Below are 18,567 nucleotides of genomic sequence, written 5' to 3'. Positions count from 1 at the left end.
CCGCGCATGATCCGTTCTCCGCTGACCATCGCCCTGCTGGGCCTGACTCTGGCCGCCTGCTCACCTGCGGATCCGCAGACAACGGTCAGCGCCGCGCTGGCCGAAGGCGTGCTGCTGCCCGCCCACATCACCTGGAAAGAAGCCGATACCGGCCTGGCCAAAAGTGCCAAGTCGTTCTGCGCAGGCGAGGAGGATCGGGCTGCCGCTCGCCAGGCCTTCCTCACCGCGCAGAGCGCCTGGGCAAGCCTGCAGCCACTGGCCGTAGGGCCGCTTGCCGAAGGCAATCGCGCCTGGCAGGTGCAGTTCTGGCCGGACAAGAAAAATCTGGTGGCACGCCAGGTTCAGGCGCTGGTCAACAGCAAGCCACAGCTGACAGCAGCCGACCTGGAGAAATCCAGCGTCGTCGTCCAGGGGCTTACCGCCTATGAGTACCTGATCTTCGATGCAGAGATCGATCTGCAAAATGCCGAACAGAAGGCCCGCTACTGCCCGCTGCTGGTGGCCATCGGCGAACATCAGCAGGCACTGGCGAGCACCGTGCTGGCGCAGTGGCAAGACCAGGCCGGCGCACTCAGCCAGTACAAAACTTTTCCCAACGAGCGCTATGCAGAAGCCGGTGAAGCCATCTCCGACCTGCTGCGCACCCAGGTCAGCGCCATCGACGGCCTGAAGAAGAAACTCGGCGCGCCGCTGGGCCGCCAAAGCAAGGGCGTACCGCAGCCTTACCAGGCAGAAGCCTGGCGCAGCCAGGCCAGCCTCGCCAACCTCGGCGCGGCTCTGACCGGTGCCGAGCAGCTCTGGCACGGTGCCAAGAACGACGGTATCCAGGCCCTGCTGGGCAGCGATCAGGATGCGCTCAAACAGCGAATCGATGCCGCCTACGCAGACACCCGCAAGCAGCTCGCCGGCCTGCAACGCCCACTGGGCGAACTGCTGGCTGACGAGGCAGGGCGGCAGACCCTCAACGCCTTCTACGACAGCCTAAACGTGCTGCACCGTCTGCACGAGGGCGAGCTGGCACGGGCACTGGGCATCCAGCTGGGCTTCAATGCTCACGACGGAGACTGATTCATGGCGATCAAACGCAGAGCCTTTCTTGGCTTGAGCGCCGCGGTACTCGCTGCAGGCGCAGTGGGCGGCTGGAAGCTCAGCCACGACGGCGGCCAGCCACTGCTGCTTTCGGCTCGCAATGACGAAGGTGGCAAGCACTACGCAGTCGGCTATCGGCTCGACGGCCAGCAGGCATTCGCCACTCAAGTCAGCGAGCGTTGCCACGACGTGGTGCCGCACCCGAACCTGCCCATGGCCTTGTTCGTCGGGCGCCGGCCGAGCACCGAGAGCTATCTGGTGGACACCCGCGACGGACGCCTGCTGCAAACGCTACACAGCGAGCAGGATCGGCACTTCTACGGCCACGCGGTGTTCCACAAGGATGGTGAATGGCTGTACGCCACCGAGAACGATACCCGCGATCCCGGTCGCGGTGTGCTCGGCGCCTATCGCCTGGAAGGCGAGCGCCTGCTGCGCCGCGACGAGCTGTCCACCCACGGCCTGGGCCCGCATCAGGTGCTGTGGATGCCGGATGGCGAAACCCTGGTAGTGGCCAACGGCGGCATCCGCACCGAGGCGGAAAGCCGGGTGGAAATGAACCTCGATGCCATGGAAGCCAGCCTGGTACTGATGGCCCGCGACGGCACCCTGCACAGCAAGGAGCAGTTGCCCGAGCAGATGAACAGCGTGCGCCACCTGGCCGTGGCCAGCGACGGCACCATCGTCAGCGGCCAGCAGTACATGGGTGATGCCATGGACGCTGTGCCGCTGGTGGCGATCAAGCGTCCGGGCCAGCCGTTCCAGCACTTCCCGATGGCCGATGCGCAACGGCAGATGATGAACCAGTACACCGCCAGCGTAGCGGTGCACAGCGACCTGCGTCTGCTGGCGATGACCGCCCCCAGAGGCAACCGCCTGTTCATCTGGGATCTGGACAGCGGTGCGGTACGCCTGGACGCCTCGCTACCCGATTGCGCAGGCGTCGGTGCGGTGGAACACGGCTTCGTGGTCAGCGCCGGCATCGGCCGCTGCCGCCTGTACGACTGCCGCAGCGAACGTATCGCCATGCAGCCCTTGGAACTCCCGGCAGGGCTATGGGACAACCACCTGCGCCTGGCATGAGCGCCGGCAAAAGCAGCCGTTCGCGTAACTTGTAGGAGGGGCTTTAGCCGCGAGCTTTTTATCAAGGCAAACAAAGAGCTCGCGGCTAAAGCCGCTCCCACAAAAGCAGCAGCGCTCTATGTCCGCTCCCGCCACTTTCCTGCCTTCTCTTAGCATCTACACGCTTTGATGATGGCCCCCACGCTCCAGCGTGGGGGCCCAATCCAGGGCGCTCTACGCCCACCAGGCCTCGACATCGGACGCAGAGCGTCCCTGCTGGCATTCCCACGCGGAGCGTGAGGAACGATCAGATCAGAGCCCCATGACGAATGTCCGCTATCGCCACGCCGCTGCCTGATTACCTAGCCGTTTAGAGCAGACCGAGCTGCTCGGCGCGGGGTTCGTTGTCGGTGTATGGGGGCAACGGCGGCAAACCCGGCAGGCGTTCGCTCAACGACTGGTGAAAGCGCAGCGCCTGGGCGGCGGCGAGGTGGTTGTCCGGGGTGTGCAGGAATACGTAGGGCGTCAGGCCCTGCTCGATCCAGGCCGCGACCTTGTCCAGCCAGGGCTCGAGAAAGGGCTGATTGGCGTCGATATCTGGCCCACCGATAAAACGCACCTGCGGGCTGTCGCTGAACGCCGCCGGGCGAATCGGCAGACGCGGCTTCTTCGATTGCGCATGCAACACCGCCGGATCGCTGGAGCGGCAACTGAACAGCGCCCGGGAATCCAGACAGATGCGCTCGACACCCCGCTCGTGCAGCAGTCGATTGAGTGCGCGCTCTTCATCGCCCTTGTCGAAGAAGGCCGGGTGGCGTACCTCGACGGCCAGTCGGCGCTGGGCGAATTCGTCCAACCACACCGCCAGTTCGCTCAGCCGTGAAGGCCCGAACATCGCCGGAAGCTGCAGCCACAACGGCGCCACTCGCTCCCCCAACGGCGCCAGCAGGTCGAGAAAGGCCTGGGTGCTGTCGAGCTGATCGCGCAGATCCCCTTCGTGGCTGATGTCTTTATGCACCTTGGCGCAGAAGCGAAACTGCTCGGGCATGCGCTGCACCCAGCGAGCCAGCTTGTCCTGATCAGGGCGGGCATAGAACGTGGTATTGCCCTCCACCGCATTGAAGACGCGGCAGTAGTGCTCGAGGCTGTCAGCCAGATTGAGATCAGCCGGGTAGAAACTGCCGCGCCAGGCGGTCTCGTTCCAGGAGGGGCAACCAAGGAAATAGGGAAGCATGGCAAATCGCTGACGGGTCAAAGGCCGCTATTGTGCCTTGTGTACAGCGATAGAAGCATACCGGAAGTCGATCAGGCGTACAGATCGAGCCCCAGCACCTGCTGTGCATCCATGTCGCGCACGTAGGCTTCGGTGCTGCTGTAGCTGGCGATGGCCTGGGCGGCGCGACTGCTCATGGCTGGCTGGTAGGTCACATCCAGAGAGCGCACCGGGAAGTTGTCGGTGCTGGCGTTGGTCTGCTGCACGCGACGAATTTGCGGGGTCTGCTCGAAGCCCTGGGTAGCCGCGGTCGATGCCGGTTGCTCGCGCTTTACTTCCTCTTCCCGGTTCGCCTCGCGATAGGGCGTAACCGCAGTCCCCGAGCGGGGGCCACGATCCGGTGAGTAGGGCGCGATGTTACCGTCGATACGCATCAATGAAGGCTCGGCAGAAAGGCGTGCGGAAGTGCTGGCAATTTAGCTGCACCACACGACCTTGGCAATGCATGGCGGGAAGTTGACGACAAAAGGACGGCTCGTCCGTCGGCAAATTCAGAATCCAGCCGGTGGCGGCATCTTGGGCGTAGCGACCTTGTCACGCAAGTAGATCGGCTGCGCCTGATCGGCGACCACCGCCTCACCCCGCGCCCAGGCGAAACGCGCCAGGCTCAGCAGGTCTTCGGCGTGGGGCAGCATGCCGTCGTCACTGGCAGCGACCTGCGCGGCGATACGCGGTGCGAAGGTGCCCCAGCCAGTGCCGGCACCGAACCAATCGCCAGCGGCGTCGGTCGGCAGCAGTGCCTGCTCGGGCGCCAGTACAGCCTCATGACCAACCAGACGCATCTCGCCTTGCTCGGCGCGGTAACAGCCCCAGTACACCTCATCCATACGCGCATCGATGGCCGCTGCGACCTGGGTGGCACCGTGTTCACGCAGCGACCGTTGTGCCAGCACGGCCAGGTTGGACACCGGCAATACCGGGCGATCCAGCGCGAACGCCAGCCCCTGTACCACGCCAATGGCAATGCGCACGCCGGTAAAGGCACCGGGGCCACGACCGAAGGCAATGGCGTCCAGCGCCGACAGCGCTACGCCCTGCTCGCCCAGTAGCGCCTTGATCATCGGTAACAGCCGCTGCGCATGCATGCGCGGGATCACCTCGTAGTGGCTCGTCACTCGACCATCGTGCAGCAGGGCGACGGAACAGGCTTCGGTGGCGGTATCGAGGGCCAGCAGAGTGGTCATGGTGATCTGTAGAGGTGGCTGAGCGGGCGGGCATTAAAACGGTTTGAGGCGTTTTTTTCCAGCACAGCGGGTCAAGAGGCGGGTTATAGATCCCGTGAGGCGGTGCGGCGGTGCGCTGTAACGCGCGCGCCGATGCCCCTGACAGGCACCGGCGGGTCTTCGAGTCAGCCCACCAGCAGGCGGGCGGGCTCGCTTACCACTTCTCGATGACGGGTTTGGCGTCCCAGCCCTTCAGGGGCTCTTTCGACCAGGTGCCATAGCCGGAATTGGGGAACACGATCCACTCGGTGCCCCATTTTGCAGACTCGGCTTCGGCGGTCGCGCGCTGCTCCGACACCGGCGTCTTGCGGAAACGTGCATCGAAATCATGCAGGGTGTCGCCGAGCAGCATCACGATGCGGTAATCCTTGGCGACCAGCGCACGACGCTCAACCTTGGGCGGCCCGAGTAGCAGCACGCTTTCTGCGCTGACCTGCGGCAGATCAAGTTTCTTCAGCGCCGTCAGGGTGTATTCCTTCTGCTCTTCCGAACGATCCGATACATAGCGGATGGCCACGCCCAGCTTGTCGGCATGCTCGAGGAACTTCTTGGCGCCCGGAATCAGCACCGGATTGCCATCGCGCTCCCAGGGCAGCCAGGTGTCCCAGCCGTCGTAGGTATGGCAATTGGCAAGATCGCGCGCCAGCAGTGCGGAGTTGTCGATGATGGTTTCATCCACATCGGAGACGATGGCCAGTTTCGAAGGATCTTCTGCCGCTGCCACCGCTGCGTCCAGTTTCTCGGTGGCGATGTTGTAAGCCTGCATCTGCAAGGCCCGAACTTCCGCTGATTGCTGCTGATACCGCAGCGCCATGGTGAACTGGTCAACTGAGCACTCGCCCTTTTTTTCCGGGGCGCCGTCGGCCAATGCGACGGATGCGCTCAGCGCCGATGCCACGATGGCGATGGGCAAGCAGGCAAATCTTCTGTTCTTGGTCATGAAATTCACTCTGATGGGGTGGTTGATGTAAAGCCGCCTTCCTCAACTGTAAGTGACGGTCGATGAAACCAGGAGAGCAGCTCGGGGCCGTAGCCGCCATAGGCCGCTTACCCTGGAATAGTGATGCATGCCGAAGGTGGCAGCTCGATGCTGGAAAGGCCTAACCCGCTCGATACTAGATAGGCCGTCGCTCCATTCACGGTTCAGGAACGACCTTGGCCTACCCCGTACAGCCATCGACATGCCCAAAAACGACAACGGCCCGCAAGCGGGCCGTTGATGTCAGGTAAACATGGCTTAGCTGAGCGCCGCCAGTACCTTGGAGGTGATCTGCTCGACCGAGCCGACACCAGCGATGGCACTGTACTTCGGCGTGCCTTCGGCGGCCGAAAGCTTCTGGTAGAAGTCCACCAGCGGCTTGGTCTGCGAGTGGTAGACCGACAGGCGATGACGCACGGTGGCTTCCTTGTCGTCGTCGCGCTGGATCAGATCTTCACCGGTTTCGTCGTCTTTGCCGGCGACTTTCGGTGGATTGTGCTCGGTGTGGTATACGCGCCCGGAGTTCGGGTGTACCCGGCGGCCGGCAATGCGCCCGACGATTTCTTCGTCATCAACGGCGATTTCAACCACGAAGTCGATCTGCACGCCTGCATCCTTGAGGGCCTGAGCCTGAGGAATGGTGCGCGGGAAGCCGTCGAACAGGAAGCCATTGGCACAATCCGGCTGAGCGATACGCTCCTTGACCAGATTGATGATCAGCTCATCGGAAACCAGACCGCCAGCATCCATCACGCTCTTCGCGGCCAGACCCAGCTCGGTACCGGCCTTGACCGCTGCACGCAGCATGTCACCGGTGGAAATCTGTGGAATCGAGAATTTCTTGGTAATGAAACCAGCCTGAGTACCTTTGCCGGCACCGGGCGCCCCCAACAGAATCACGCGCATCGATGTGCTCCTCAAGTTCTTGGTAGTGATGGTGGACTCGCCTCGTGGGGCCAATCTCGAACAATTTCGGCAGGCCGGCCAGAGGCCGTACTGCCAGAAGGTCGACCAAGATACACAGCGCCCCTGAGCCGCACAAGCCACTGAAAGACGCAGGCAAATGCGACCAAGGCCTCATTTCCAGGCGACATCACGCAGCTTGCAGCATATTTTCGGTTCGCCGCCATACAACCAAAGTCCAAACCGACACGATCTGAACAAAGAGCCGCTCTTATACGACTTTTTGCTGCCATTAACGGCATATTTTGCATATCGCAATAATACGCCCGTGTCGCACCCGAGACCCTTAGCCTGTATTGCGTAACCCCGCTGCGATACCGGCTACGCTGACCAGCAACGCCTGCTCCAGAGCGCTCCCCGCCTCCTGCTCACGCTGTCGAGAGCGTGCCAGCAATTCAGCCTGTAGCAGATGCAACGGATCCAGGTAAGCGTTACGCACGGTGATGAACTCTAAGGTTTCGGGGCTGTGCACAAGCAACTGCGATTGCCCAGTCAAGCCCAGAACCACCTCGCCCGCCTGCGACAATAGGTCGCGCAAATGCACGCCCAACGGATGCAATTCAGCATCAACCAGACGTTCGTCATAAAGCCTGGCGATAGACTCGTCAGCCTTGGCCAAGACCATTTCCAACATGTCGATACGCGTACGGAAAAATGGCCAGTGCTCGCGCATATCTCGCAATACCTCACCTTCACCACGCTCCAGCGAGCCGCTCAAGGCGGCTTCCCAGCCCAGCCACGCGGGCAACATCAAGCGCGTCTGCGTCCAGGCGAAAATCCATGGAATCGCCCGCAGACTTTCCACTCCCCCCTCACGCCGCTTGGCCGGTCGGCTGCCCAACGGCAGACGGCCAAGCTCCTGTTCCGGCGTCGCCTGGCGAAAGTACTCGACGAACTGCGGATGCTCGCGCACCACACTGCGGTAGGCAGCCACACCATCGGCAGAAAGGCGATCCATTTGCGCGCGCCAGGCCGGCTCAGGCGCGGGAGGCGGCAGTAAAGTCGCCTCTAGCACGGCAGCAAGATAGAGGTTGAGGTTTTGCTCGGCGATGTCCGGCATGCCGAACTTGAAACGGATCATCTCGCCCTGCTCAGTGGTGCGGAAGCGCCCGTTCACCGAGCCCGGCGGCTGCGACAGGATCGCCTCGTGGGCAGGGCCGCCGCCGCGCCCCACGGTGCCACCGCGGCCATGGAACAGCAGCAATTCGACCTGATGCTGGCGGCAGATCTCCACCAAACTCTCCTGAGCGCGGTACTGCGCCCACGCAGCGGCCGTGGTGCCAGCATCCTTGGCGGAATCGGAGTAGCCAATCATCACTTCCTGCGGGCCGTGCAAATTCGCGCGGTAGCCCGGCAAGCCGAGCAACTGCTCGATGGCGGTTGCGGCGTTATCCAGATCCGCCAGGGTCTCGAACAATGGCACCACGCGCATTGGCCGACGTAACCCGGCTTCCTTGAGCAGCAGTTGCACGGCGAGCACATCGGACGCGGCACCGGCCATGGAGATCACGTAGGAGCCGAGGGACGCGGCAGGCGCGGCTGCCACTTCACGGCAGGTCGCCAGCACTTCGGCCGTCTCGCCAGCAGGGCGGAAATCGGCGGGCAGCAGCGGTCGGCGGCTGGCCAACTCAGCCTGCAGAAACTCCAGGCGTTGCGCTTCATCCCACTCCTGATAACGCCCCAGGCCCAGGTAATCGGTTATTTCACCGAGCGCAGCGGCGTGGCGCGTCGCGTCCTGGCGCACGTCCAGGCGTACCAGAAACAAACCAAAGGTGCTGACCCGGCGCAAGAAGTCGAGCAACGGCCCATCGGCGATAACGCCCATGCCGCATTCGTGCAGCGAGCGGTAGCAAAGGTGCAGCGGCTCATAGAGCTCTCGGTTGTCATGCAAGACGGCAGCCGGCGGGCTGAGCGGCCCGCCGAGCGATTCATGGGCCCAGCTGCGTGTCGCACGCAAGCGCTCGCGTACCTGCTTGAGTAAGGCGCGGTAAGGCTCGGCACTATCACCAGTGCGCGCATGCAATTCGGCACTGGCCTGCTGCATGGACAACTCGGCGGCCAGGTTGTCGATGTCGCGCAGGTACAGATCCGCAGCCATCCAGCGCGCCAGCAACAGCACTTCGCGGGTCACCTTGGCCGTCACGTTGGGGTTGCCGTCACGATCCCCGCCCATCCACGAGGCAAAGCGAATTGGCGCCGCCTCCAATGGCAGGCGCAATCCGGTTTCCCGGTGCAGCGCTTGGTCGGCTTTGCGCAGCACAGTCGGGAGGGCGTACCACAAGGAGTTTTCAATGACCGCAAAACCCCACTTGGCCTCATCCACTGGCGTCGGACGCACGCGGCGAATCTCCTCGGTGTGCCAAGCCTCGGCGATCAGCCGCTGCAGGCGTGTGGAGATCGCTTCGCGCTCGGCAGCAGAGAGATCACGGTGATCCTGCTCAGCCAGTTGCGCGGCAATGGCGTCGTATTTCTGGATCAGGGTACGCCGCGCGACTTCGGTCGGGTGAGCAGTGAGCACCAGTTCGATATCCAGCCGCCCCACCTGGCGCGCCAAGGCTTCGCGGTCATGGCCGCCTGCGCGCAGACGCTGCAGCAGCTCATCGAATATACGATTCTCGAACGGTTGCGCTTCGTTCGCCTCACGCCGACGTACACGGTGGTACTGCTCAGCGATATTGGCCAGGTTGAGGAACTGGTTGAATGCGCGAGCCACTGGCAGCAGTTCGTCGTCGTTCAGTTCGTCAAGGGTGTCACTGAGCTGCTGGGCGCCATCCGCCGAACCCTGGCGCGCCGCTTTGGCACCCTTGCGGATACGCTCGATCTTGTCGAGGAAAGCATCGCCGTACTGCTCACGGATGGTGGTGCCAAGCAGCTCACCAAGCTGGTGAACGTCCTCGCGTAGACGTGCGTCGATTTGCGTCATCCGATATCCCTCCGCCGCTGCATGAACCTTCAGAGTGCCCAGCCTCGCAGCGCCTGACAAGCAGGTCTGCGACCAAAGCAGCAGAACGACGGCGGCAATCGTCAGCGCAGGTGCGTCAGTCGGAACGCAGCCAGAGGGCTCAGGTCAGTAACAGAGAACCCGCCCCACTTCGAGGTACCTATGAAGATTCGCGAACTCGTCCAGCAATGGGAACAGAACGCAACCGGCCGCTTGGTCAGCACGCCTTATCAGGTGCACCTGGATGTGGAGTCGGCCGCACGCCTGGCAGCGCTCAGCCACATGTATCCCAAACGACGTCCGGAAGAGCTGCTCGCCGAATTACTGGGAGCTGCGCTGGAAGACCTCGAAGCCAGCCTGCCCTACGTGCAGGGCACTCACGTGGTCGCCACCGATGAAGAAGGTAATCCCGTCTATGAGGACGTCGGCCCAACCCCACGTTTTTTGGAGTTGGCACGCCATTACCTGCAGGAAATCAGTGACCAGAAGGACGAACCAGCTCGTTAAGGGCGAGGTTACGCGTTTAGCGTAGCGCTACCGGCAAAACACCGGGCGGCGCGGCTTACGGCATTTTTCTGACGACACGATCCTGGCAGTCTGCATTTTTTTGCTGAACGTTTCCTGTACCAGCCAACTCACAGGGTTATGCCGTGATGACCGCTGGTCGCCGGGGAAAAACCTACTCAGCGACTATCGCGCTTGAGTTGCCCGAACGGCAGGTGACCCTCGTGGGAACCGACTGTTTGCCAGGAATTTACCAATGGAGTTGCACACCATGACCACTAAAACTGCCCCAAACGCTCGTACTCAACTAGCCGGCTGGAAGGTTGCGGCACTGGCTATCGGCAGCAGCTTGCTGCTCGTCGGTTGCGCGGGTAATCCGCCCAGTGAGCAACTGGCTGTGACCAAGTCGGCCGTCAACGAAGCCGTAAGCTCCGGCGGTACCGAATTCGCCGCGGTCGAAACCAAGTCGGCTCAGGACAAACTGAAGCAAGCCGAGCTTGAAGTCATCGAGAAAAACTACGAAGAAGCCAAGCGCCTGGCTGAACAAGCCGAGTGGGATGCACGCGTAGCTGTGCGTAAAACCCAGGCGGCCAAGGCCGACAAGGCGCTGAAAGATGCCCAACAGGGTATCGAGGAACTGCGTCAGGAAGGTCTGCGCAGCGCTCAGCCAGCTCCGACCCAGGCTCAGTAACGGCCTCGTCAGACTTCGCTAATTGAATAAAGGATGAACGACCATGCGTAAACAAGTGATGATTCCAGCCCTGCTGGCTCTGAGCGTTGGCCTCGCTGCCTGCTCCACCCAACCGAATGTCAACCTCGAGCAGGCGCGCAGCGGCTACTCCACGCTGCAGACCGATCCGCAAGCGGTGAAGGTTGCAGCACTGGAAACCAAGGATGCCGGTGAAGCGCTGGAGAAAGCCGAGCGCGCCTTCCGTGAGAAGGAAGACGAGAAAAAAGTCGACCAGCTCTCCTACTTGGCCAACCAGCGCATCGAAGTCGCACGCCAGACCATCGCCCTGCGCACCACCGAGGCGAGCCTGGAACAGACTGGCGCCCAACGTGCTCAGGCCCGCCTGGAAGCCCGTGACGCGCAGATCAAGCAACTGCAGAACAGCCTCAACGCCAAGCAGACCGAACGCGGCACACTGGTCACCTTCGGTGACGTACTGTTCGACCTGAACCGTGCCGAGCTCAAGCCAGGTGGTTTCGCCAACATCGCCAAACTTGCCGAGTTCCTGCAGGAAAACCCGGATCGCAAGGTGATCGTCGAAGGCTACACCGACAGCACCGGTTCGGCTGACTACAACCAGGGTCTGTCCGAGCGTCGCGCTAATTCCGTACGTGCCGCGCTGGTACGTCAGGGCGTAGGTCCGGAGCGCATCGTCGCCCAGGGCTACGGCAAGGAATACCCGGTTGCCAGCAACGCCGACTCTGCCGGCCGCGCTCAGAACCGTCGTGTGGAAGTGACCATTTCCAACGACAACAAGCCGGTTGCTCCACGCTCGTCCGTTAGTAACTAAAGGCCCCGGCCTGCCTGGGACTCTCTGCGTTCCCCTCGGGGGAACTCAGAAGCCCACTCAACAAGCCCCGCTTTTGCGGGGTTTGTTGTTTCTGGGCACTTCACTCGTTACAGCGCACCGCCCGTTTGCGGTCATCCACCAGCACACCGCTGAGCCCCTTCTGCTGCATGTCGAACAGCACCAATACGCCGTCAATGCATTGGGCAACCTGATCGGCCGGCTTCAGACTCACCTTGTAATCCTCGCCAGGAACGGTCTTGAGCATGGTGAACTCGGACAACAGCAAGGCATCCTCCGGCTTGGCGAAGTGCAGGTAGCCGTAAAAGCCGAGCACCATGACCGTACCGGCGATACTGCCGATGGCAGTGAGAATCAAGGGAATGGGGTTGCGCTCACTCATACACACATCTCGAAAAGCGCCCCGGCCGAGGCTGGCGGCAGGACGTTGAAGTGGGAATCGGCCAAGCGCTGCTCCGCCAAATCCCCCTCCAGCACGCAATCAGAGAATATTGGCGTAGTCGGCTTCGATCCGATCCAGGCTCAGGTGGTTGAGGAAGTTGGAGAAGCACATCCAGGCCGACAGCGAATTGAGGTCACGGAACTGCTGCGGCAGGTACTTGGGCGGGCTCACCAGGCCTTCATCGACCAGCTGGCGTAGCGTACGCATATCTTCGAGCGTGGTCTTGCCACAGAACAATAAAGGTATCTGTTCCAGCTTGCCTTTGCGCACCGCGAGCTGGATGTAGTTGTAGATCATGATGAAACCCTTCAGGTAGGACAGATCCTTGGTGAAGGGCAGACCGTTCGGGGCGGAACCGCGGAACGCGCGGCTGGCGTTGCTGTAACTGTCTTCCAGGCTGAAACCCTGCTCGCGATAGAAATCACAGACCTGCAGGAAATCCGCACCCTGCTCGGCCATGTGAATAGCGCGAGTGCGGTTGGTGAGTTTGCGCAGGCGACTGGGATAGGAGGCGAAGGCGATCACTTCCATGAGGATCGCCAGGCCTTCCTGAGTGACCGTCGACGAGGGCGGCCCCTTGGCCAGGAAGGTGCAGATCGGCTGGTTCTGGCCATTGAGCGTGGTGGCCACGTGCACCAGGCCCTCGTGCACTTCCAGTGCCTTGACGTCGCGCTCGTTGAACATGGCGTCGCTACGGATCTTGATGTAATCGGCGCCGGCGGCGGCATCGGCAAGAATGCCGTCGGACTCGAACACGCGAATGGTGCTGTCGCTCTCCCCGAACACCAGGTTCAGCCGGTTCTGCAGCAGCGCGACGGCATCCTTGGCATTCAGCGTCTTGGGCTCGTCCTTCAAGTCGCCACGGCTGTCGATGTTGTTCAGGTAACCGGAAAACATCAGCCCCAGATCGGCCAGGGTCGGGTCACCGGCATGGAAGGCGTCGGACGCCGCGCCGTACAGCTCCTGGGAAATCAGCCCGAAATCCGAGGTACCACGGGCCTCCAGCATGCGGATGACCATGCGGTACTCGCGGCACATGCGCCGCATGATCTGCCCCACCGGGTTGAACTGGCCGAGCTGGCGAGTGATGTCGCGCTCGATGTTCTGGAACTCCAGCTTCTTCGCGGCCGGGTCGAAGGCCAGCGGTCGGCTGTCGTAGTAGCCACGATCGATGGCTGGCAGCTCTCGGCCTTTGTTCTTGAGAAAGGTCTGGCGAATGGAGTCGTCCCATTTCACCGCATCGAGTACACGGATCGGCGTCTGCGCCTCGACGATACGATCGGACAGCGCGCGCACGACCAGTTGGTAACCGTCGAGCCCTGTGTGGCTGTTCATGAGAATCCTCTTTGCGTTGCTGGAATTGCCGAACCGGCTCTCATGGCCCGGTTCGCTGATAGCGCGCCACCTCGACAAACACATCGGAGTTGGCCGGATCATTGAGGTAGGCGAATACCTGTTCCAGGCCACTGGAGACCAGAACGCCATCGCCCTGCGGCATCTCCACGGTGCTGCCCTTCAGCTCACCGTTGTCGATGGCCTGGAGAATGCGTTCGACGTCGAGGTTGAACAGCACCAGTTCATTGTTGTGGGTCAGCTCGAAACCGCCGATGGCGAAATTCGCGCCCATGCGCTTGGGCACACCCGCCGACAGGTACCAGCGCCGGCCATGGTGGGCGACGGTAAAGCTGTAGCTCTGCAGGCTGGCGACGTTGTCGATGCTGTCGGTGTAGGCATCGGCCTTGTACAGATTGGAGCCCGAACGGCTGATATCCAGAAAGCGCAGCTCGCCCCACTCGTCGGTGCGCGACCAGGTGCCAAGCAGCGGAATCGGCGCCGCCTCGTTGGCCGGGATCGGCTCCTTGAAGGTCACCAGGCAACCGCTCAACAATAGAAACGACAGCACCACCAGTGCACGCCAGGCTTTCATCATGCTCTCCTTGAAACGATCGTGGGGCCGCCACGAGCTGATAGTCCATTCCCTCGACGCAGCACGTCAAGCATCCAAACCAGTTGTCCATCAACAGGATAGGCGCTGAATCACAGGTAATAAAAAGCCGCCCGAAGGCGGCTCTGGTAAACCCTTAGAGTTCCGGACGCATGTGCGGGAACAGGATGACGTCGCGAATCGACGGGGAGTCCGTCAACAACATCACCAGGCGGTCGATGCCGATGCCCTCACCGGCAGTCGGCGGCATGCCGTATTCGAGGGCGCGAACGAAGTCGGCGTCGAAATGCATGGCTTCGTCATCACCGGCGTCCTTGTCGGCCACCTGCTGCTGGAAGCGCTCGGCCTGATCTTGCGCGTCGTTCAACTCGGAGTAGGCGTTGGCGATCTCGCGGCCACCGATGAACAGCTCGAAGCGATCGGTGACGCTCGGATCGTCGTCGCTGCGACGGGCCAGTGGCGACACTTCGAACGGATAACGGGTAATGAAGTGCGGCTGCTCGAGCTTGTGCTCGACCAGCTCTTCGAAAATCATCACCTGCAGTTTGCCCAGTCCCTCGAAGCCGAGCACCTTGGCGCCGGCTTTCTTGGCGATCGCGCGCGCCTTGTCCAGATCCTGCAGATCGGCAGCGGTGATGTCCGGGTTGTACTTGAGGATCGAGTCGAATACCGAGAGGCGCACGAATGGCTCACCGAAGTGGAACACCTTGTCGCCGTACGGCACGTCGGTGGTGCCCAGCACGCTCTGGGCCAGCTCGCGGAACAGTTCCTCGGTCAGGTCCATGTTGTCTTCGTAATCGGCATAGGCCTGGTAGAACTCGAGCATGGTGAACTCGGGGTTATGCCGGGTCGAAACGCCTTCGTTACGGAAGTTGCGGTTGATCTCGAAGACTTTCTCAAACCCGCCAACAACAAGCCGCTTGAGGTACAGCTCAGGCGCGATGCGCAGGAACATGCCCATGTCCAGCGCATTGTGGTGGGTTTCGAACGGCTTGGCCGCCGCGCCGCCGGGAATGGTCTGCAGCATTGGTGTTTCCACTTCGAGGAAGTTGCGCTCGGCGAGGAAACGGCGGATGTGGGCGATCACCTGGGAACGCACGCGGAAGGTTTCGCGCACTTCCTCGTTGACGATCAGGTCAACGTAGCGCTGGCGATAGCGCTGCTCGGTGTCGGTCAGACCGTGGTGCTTGTCCGGCAGCGGACGCAGCGACTTGGTCAGCAGACGCACGTCGGTCATCTCGACGTACAGGTCGCCCTTGCCGCTGCGGGCCAGGGTGCCGACAGCGGCGATGATGTCGCCCATGTCCCACGATTTGACCGCTGCCAGGGTTTCTTCAGGCAGGGTCTTGCGGTTGACGTAGACCTGGATGCGCCCGCTCATGTCCTGGATGACCATGAAGGAGCCACGGTTGAGCATGATGCGACCGGCAACCTTGACCGGAATGGCAGCGGCTTCGAGCTCTTCCTTGGTCTTGTCGACGTACTGTTTCTGCAGATCGGCGCAGAGGTTGTCGCGACGGAAGTCGTTGGGGAAGGCGTTGCCCTGCTCACGGATGGCAGCAAGCTTTTCCTTACGCAGGGCAATCAGCTTGTTCTCTTCCTGTTGCAGTTGCTGCTGGTCGGGTTGTTGGTCGCTCATGTTCGTCGGGATTCCATCACGGGGTAGTCGCCGCCCCCACTGGGGCGGAACCAAAAGGTATTACAGGCCTTGTTTCAAGCTGGCTTCGAGGTACTGGTCGATGTCGCCATCGAGAACCTTCTGGCAGTCGCTACGTTCGACGCCAGTACGCAGGTCCTTGATGCGCGAGTCATCGAGCACGTAGGAGCGGATCTGATGACCCCAGCCGATATCGGACTTGGTGTCTTCCAGCGCCTGGGAAGCCGCGTTGCGCTTCTGCATTTCCTGCTCGTACAACCGGGCCCGCAGCATTTTCATGGCGGTGTCCTTGTTGGCGTGCTGGGAACGTTCGTTCTGACACGCCACCACGGTGTTGGTCGGCACGTGGGTGATACGTACCGCCGAGTCGGTGGTGTTGACGTGCTGACCACCGGCACCGGAGGAGCGGTAGGTATCGATGCGCAGGTCGGACGGATTGATGTCGATCTCGACCTTGTCGTCGATCTCGGGCGACACGAATACCGCCGAGAACGAGGTATGGCGACGGGCGCCAGAGTCGAACGGGCTTTTGCGTACCAGGCGGTGCACGCCGATTTCGGTGCGCAGCCAGCCAAAGGCGTACTCGCCCTTGATGTGTACGGTGGCGCCCTTGATGCCAGCGACTTCACCCTCGGACAGCTCGACGATCTCGGCACTGAAACCGCGCTTGTCAGCCCAGCGCAGGTACATGCGCAGCAGGATGTTGGCCCAGTCCTGCGCCTCGGTACCACCCGAGCCGGCCTGAATATCCAGGTAGGCGTTGTTGGGATCCATCTCGTGGCTGAACATGCGGCGGAATTCCAGCTTTTCGAGGATGCCGCGCAGGCGCTCAATCTCGCTGGCGACATCGTCGGCCGCGCTCTGATCGTCTTCTTCAACGGCCATGTCGAGCAGGTCGCGCGAATCGGCCAGGCTGCCGGTCAGGTCGTCGATAGTGTCGACGATCAACGCCAGCGTGGCGCGCTCACGGCCCAGGTTCTGGGCGTATTCCGGCTTGTTCCAGACGTTCGGGTCTTCGAGTTCGCGGTTTACTTCAACAAGACGATCATGCTTGTGATCGTAGTCAAAGATACCCCCGAATAGTCTGGGTGCGCTCGGACAGGTCCTTGATGCTGTTCAGGATCGGGTTGATTTCCATGGCTGTCGGCACTCGCAGGTAAAACTTCGGAAAAGCCGACGAGTATACTCGACTCACTGTTCTCTGGCAGCATGCCGAGCTGTATCAATCGACCTGCGACAGACCAATGGCCATCTATAGTTAAGAGGCTGCCCGCTCAGCCGTTGAAGGATCATCGCGCACCATGTTTCGTGCCCAAAGCCTGCGTAGCCGTCTCGCCCTGTCGATCGCCCTGCTGGTGAGCCTGTTGAGCTGGCTGCTGGGCAGTCTGATCAGCCAGGATTCCGCCCAGCGCATTCGCGAGGACGTGGGCCGCGACCTGGCTGAAGCGTCGTACATGATGATCGACCGCCTCGACCGCGACATGCAGAGCCGCGCCAGCATGCTGCAGGTCATCGGTAGCCTGCGCGTGCTGCGCCAGCCGGATGACATCGATGACGTACGCCGCCTGCTCGATCACCTGCAAGGCGAATTCCCCAGCATCGCCTGGATCGGTTTTACCGACCCCCAGGGCACGGTACTGGCCTCCAGCAACCGTATTCTGGAAGGCGCCAGCGTTGCTCAGCGCCCGGTATTCCTGGAGGGCAGCAGGGGCCTGTTCATAGGGGACGTACACGAGGCTGTACTGCTGGCCAAGCTGCTGCCCAACCCGACGGGCGAGGCGATGAAGTTCGTCGATATCAGCCTGCCGGTATACGCCCCGGACGGCAGTCTGGTCGGCGTGCTGGCCTCGCACCTGTCATGGTCATGGGCAGACGAGGTACGCCAGGCGATTCTCAAACCCATCGAGGATCGTCGGCAGATCGAGTTCTTCGTGGTCGGTCGCGACCGTACCTTGCTGCTGGCCCCCACGGAAATGATCGGCCAACGCCTGCACCTTCCCGCCATGCAGGATCTGCCGGGCAAAAACACCGACTGGGCCGTGCAGCAGTGGCCAGACGGTGACCAGTACCTGACCGGCCTGGCGCTCAGCCAGGGTTACCTCGACTATCAGGGCCTGGGCTGGATGGTCGTAGCCCGTCAGGCCGTGGCGCTGGCCGACGCACCGGTACGGGCGATCCACACCACCATCGTACTCTGGGGCAGCGTTCTGGCGCTGCTGTTCGCAGCCTGTGGCTGGCTGCTGTCGGCGTACATCACCCGGCCGCTACGAACCATCGCCAATGCTGCGGATCGCCTCGCCAATGGCGAGATCACCGTAATTCCGGAAGTCGACAGCCCGCGGGAAATCGCCCAGCTCAGCCACTCCATCCGCCATCTGGTGGAAAGCCTGACGCACCAGCACGCCGAGCTCGGTGCCTTGGACAACCTTGTCCATCATGATCCTTTGACCGGCCTGCCAAACCGCGCGGCCCTGGCCAGGTACCTGCTGCACGCTCAGCAGCGCAGCCAGGGCACGACATTCGGACTGGCGGTGCTGTATCTGGATCTGGACGGTTTCAAGCCGGTCAACGATCGCCATGGCCATGCCGTGGGTGATCAGGTGCTGCGTGAATCGGCATCACGCATGCGCGGCTGCCTGCGTGCAGGGGATCTGGTGGTACGCCTGGGCGGCGACGAGTTTCTGATGATCCTGCAGGTACCGCTCGATGAAGCGGCCGGGCAGGCCCGCCAAGTGGCAGAGCGGGCGATTCAGACGCTGGGCGCCGTGATCGAATGGGAGGGTCGCGAACTGCGGGTCGGCTGTAGCATCGGTGGCGCACTATGGCCGCAGGATGATGCCGATCTGGAGCAGGTCGTGGAACTGGCTGACCAGGCCCTGTACAGAGCCAAACAGAACGGCCGAGGCCGTGCGGTGTTTCATGGCGAGCCGCAGAACAGCTCGCCTGTGTGA

Annotated in this window: 17 protein-coding genes; 6 read left to right on the top strand and 11 right to left on the bottom strand. The window is 62.1% G+C overall.

The features are described 5' to 3' along the window. The first annotated feature begins 6 nt into the window (after positions 1–6). A complete protein-coding gene (locus tag K5Q02_RS10850; RefSeq protein ID WP_225839114.1) occupies positions 7–1,068 on the top strand; it encodes an imelysin family protein in 1,062 nt (353 codons plus the stop codon). 9 nt (positions 1,069–1,077) lie between these two features. Then, complete coding sequence (locus K5Q02_RS10845) at positions 1,078–2,172, top strand: DUF1513 domain-containing protein (RefSeq protein WP_225839647.1); 1,095 nt, start codon at positions 1,078–1,080, stop codon at positions 2,170–2,172. A 349-nt stretch (positions 2,173–2,521) separates the two neighbouring features. Here K5Q02_RS10845 and K5Q02_RS10840 read toward each other — a convergent pair whose 3' ends face one another. The 6 genes from K5Q02_RS10840 to ppc form a co-directional block, all read right to left on the bottom strand. Then, positions 2,522–3,385 carry a DUF72 domain-containing protein gene (locus K5Q02_RS10840; RefSeq protein WP_225839112.1) on the bottom strand — a complete coding sequence of 288 codons (864 nt, stop codon included), beginning with the start codon at positions 3,383–3,385 and terminating at the stop codon, positions 2,522–2,524. A gap of 71 nt (positions 3,386–3,456) precedes the next feature. After that, positions 3,457–3,798: a hypothetical protein gene (locus tag K5Q02_RS10835; protein WP_225839110.1), complete on the bottom strand. Its 342-nt coding sequence runs from the start codon at positions 3,796–3,798 to the stop codon at positions 3,457–3,459. Positions 3,799–3,915: 117 nt separating this feature from the next. After that, on the bottom strand, positions 3,916–4,608 hold the full coding sequence (tsaB, locus tag K5Q02_RS10830) for a tRNA (adenosine(37)-N6)-threonylcarbamoyltransferase complex dimerization subunit type 1 TsaB (protein ID WP_225839109.1): 693 nt from the start codon (positions 4,606–4,608) through the stop codon (positions 3,916–3,918). Between the two features lie 193 nt (positions 4,609–4,801). Beyond that, a complete protein-coding gene (locus K5Q02_RS10825) occupies positions 4,802–5,587 on the bottom strand; it encodes a 5'-nucleotidase, lipoprotein e(P4) family (RefSeq protein WP_225839107.1) in 786 nt (261 codons plus the stop codon). Positions 5,588–5,884: 297 nt separating this feature from the next. Continuing rightward, the gene (gene adk, locus K5Q02_RS10820; protein ID WP_225839105.1) at positions 5,885–6,532 is read right to left on the bottom strand and encodes an adenylate kinase; all 648 of its coding nucleotides are present in this window, start codon (positions 6,530–6,532) and stop codon (positions 5,885–5,887) included. A gap of 343 nt (positions 6,533–6,875) precedes the next feature. Beyond that, complete coding sequence (gene ppc, locus K5Q02_RS10815; RefSeq protein ID WP_225839103.1) at positions 6,876–9,512, bottom strand: phosphoenolpyruvate carboxylase; 2,637 nt, start codon at positions 9,510–9,512, stop codon at positions 6,876–6,878. Between the two features lie 180 nt (positions 9,513–9,692). On the opposite strand from ppc, the gene K5Q02_RS10810 reads away from it, so the two are divergent. The 3 genes from K5Q02_RS10810 to K5Q02_RS10800 all read left to right on the top strand — a co-directional run bounded on the left by K5Q02_RS10810 (position 9,693) and on the right by K5Q02_RS10800 (position 11,554). Continuing rightward, positions 9,693–10,037 (top strand): pilin assembly protein, encoded by a 345-nt coding sequence (locus tag K5Q02_RS10810; RefSeq protein ID WP_225839096.1) that lies wholly within the window; start codon positions 9,693–9,695, stop codon positions 10,035–10,037. 253 nt (positions 10,038–10,290) lie between these two features. Continuing rightward, positions 10,291–10,725 (top strand): DUF4398 domain-containing protein, encoded by a 435-nt coding sequence (locus tag K5Q02_RS10805; protein WP_225839094.1) that lies wholly within the window; start codon positions 10,291–10,293, stop codon positions 10,723–10,725. Positions 10,726–10,768: 43 nt separating this feature from the next. Beyond that, positions 10,769–11,554, top strand: coding sequence for an OmpA family protein (locus tag K5Q02_RS10800; protein WP_225839092.1), 786 nt, complete (start codon positions 10,769–10,771; stop codon positions 11,552–11,554). 100 nt (positions 11,555–11,654) lie between these two features. On the opposite strand, the gene K5Q02_RS10795 is transcribed toward K5Q02_RS10800, so the two are convergent. The 5 genes from K5Q02_RS10795 to prfB form a co-directional block, all read right to left on the bottom strand. Then, on the bottom strand, positions 11,655–11,954 hold the full coding sequence (locus K5Q02_RS10795) for a hypothetical protein (RefSeq protein WP_225839089.1): 300 nt from the start codon (positions 11,952–11,954) through the stop codon (positions 11,655–11,657). A 99-nt stretch (positions 11,955–12,053) separates the two neighbouring features. Further along, positions 12,054–13,349, bottom strand: coding sequence for a flavohemoglobin expression-modulating QEGLA motif protein (locus tag K5Q02_RS10790; RefSeq protein ID WP_225839087.1), 1,296 nt, complete (start codon positions 13,347–13,349; stop codon positions 12,054–12,056). A 40-nt stretch (positions 13,350–13,389) separates the two neighbouring features. Further along, the gene (locus K5Q02_RS10785) at positions 13,390–13,941 is read right to left on the bottom strand and encodes a hypothetical protein (RefSeq protein WP_042551820.1); all 552 of its coding nucleotides are present in this window, start codon (positions 13,939–13,941) and stop codon (positions 13,390–13,392) included. A gap of 154 nt (positions 13,942–14,095) precedes the next feature. After that, positions 14,096–15,598, bottom strand: coding sequence for a lysine--tRNA ligase (gene lysS / locus K5Q02_RS10780; RefSeq protein ID WP_225839085.1), 1,503 nt, complete (start codon positions 15,596–15,598; stop codon positions 14,096–14,098). A 60-nt stretch (positions 15,599–15,658) separates the two neighbouring features. Next, a protein-coding gene (prfB, locus tag K5Q02_RS10775) for a peptide chain release factor 2 (RefSeq protein ID WP_225839083.1) occupies positions 15,659–16,754 on the bottom strand; the annotation gives its coding sequence in 2 pieces (ribosomal slippage) (positions 15,659–16,681 and positions 16,683–16,754; 1,095 coding nt in all). Between the two features lie 163 nt (positions 16,755–16,917). Here prfB and K5Q02_RS10770 point away from each other — a divergent pair. Beyond that, entirely contained in the window at positions 16,918–18,567 is a 1,650-nt protein-coding gene (locus tag K5Q02_RS10770; RefSeq protein ID WP_225839081.1) for a GGDEF domain-containing protein, read from the top strand.

The sequence above is a fragment of the Pseudomonas sp. MM211 genome (assembly GCF_020386635.1).
GTDB lineage: Bacteria > Pseudomonadota > Gammaproteobacteria > Pseudomonadales > Pseudomonadaceae > Aquipseudomonas.
Note: the sequence above shows the minus strand (reverse complement) of the source record. Positions and strands in the feature narration are given on the sequence as shown.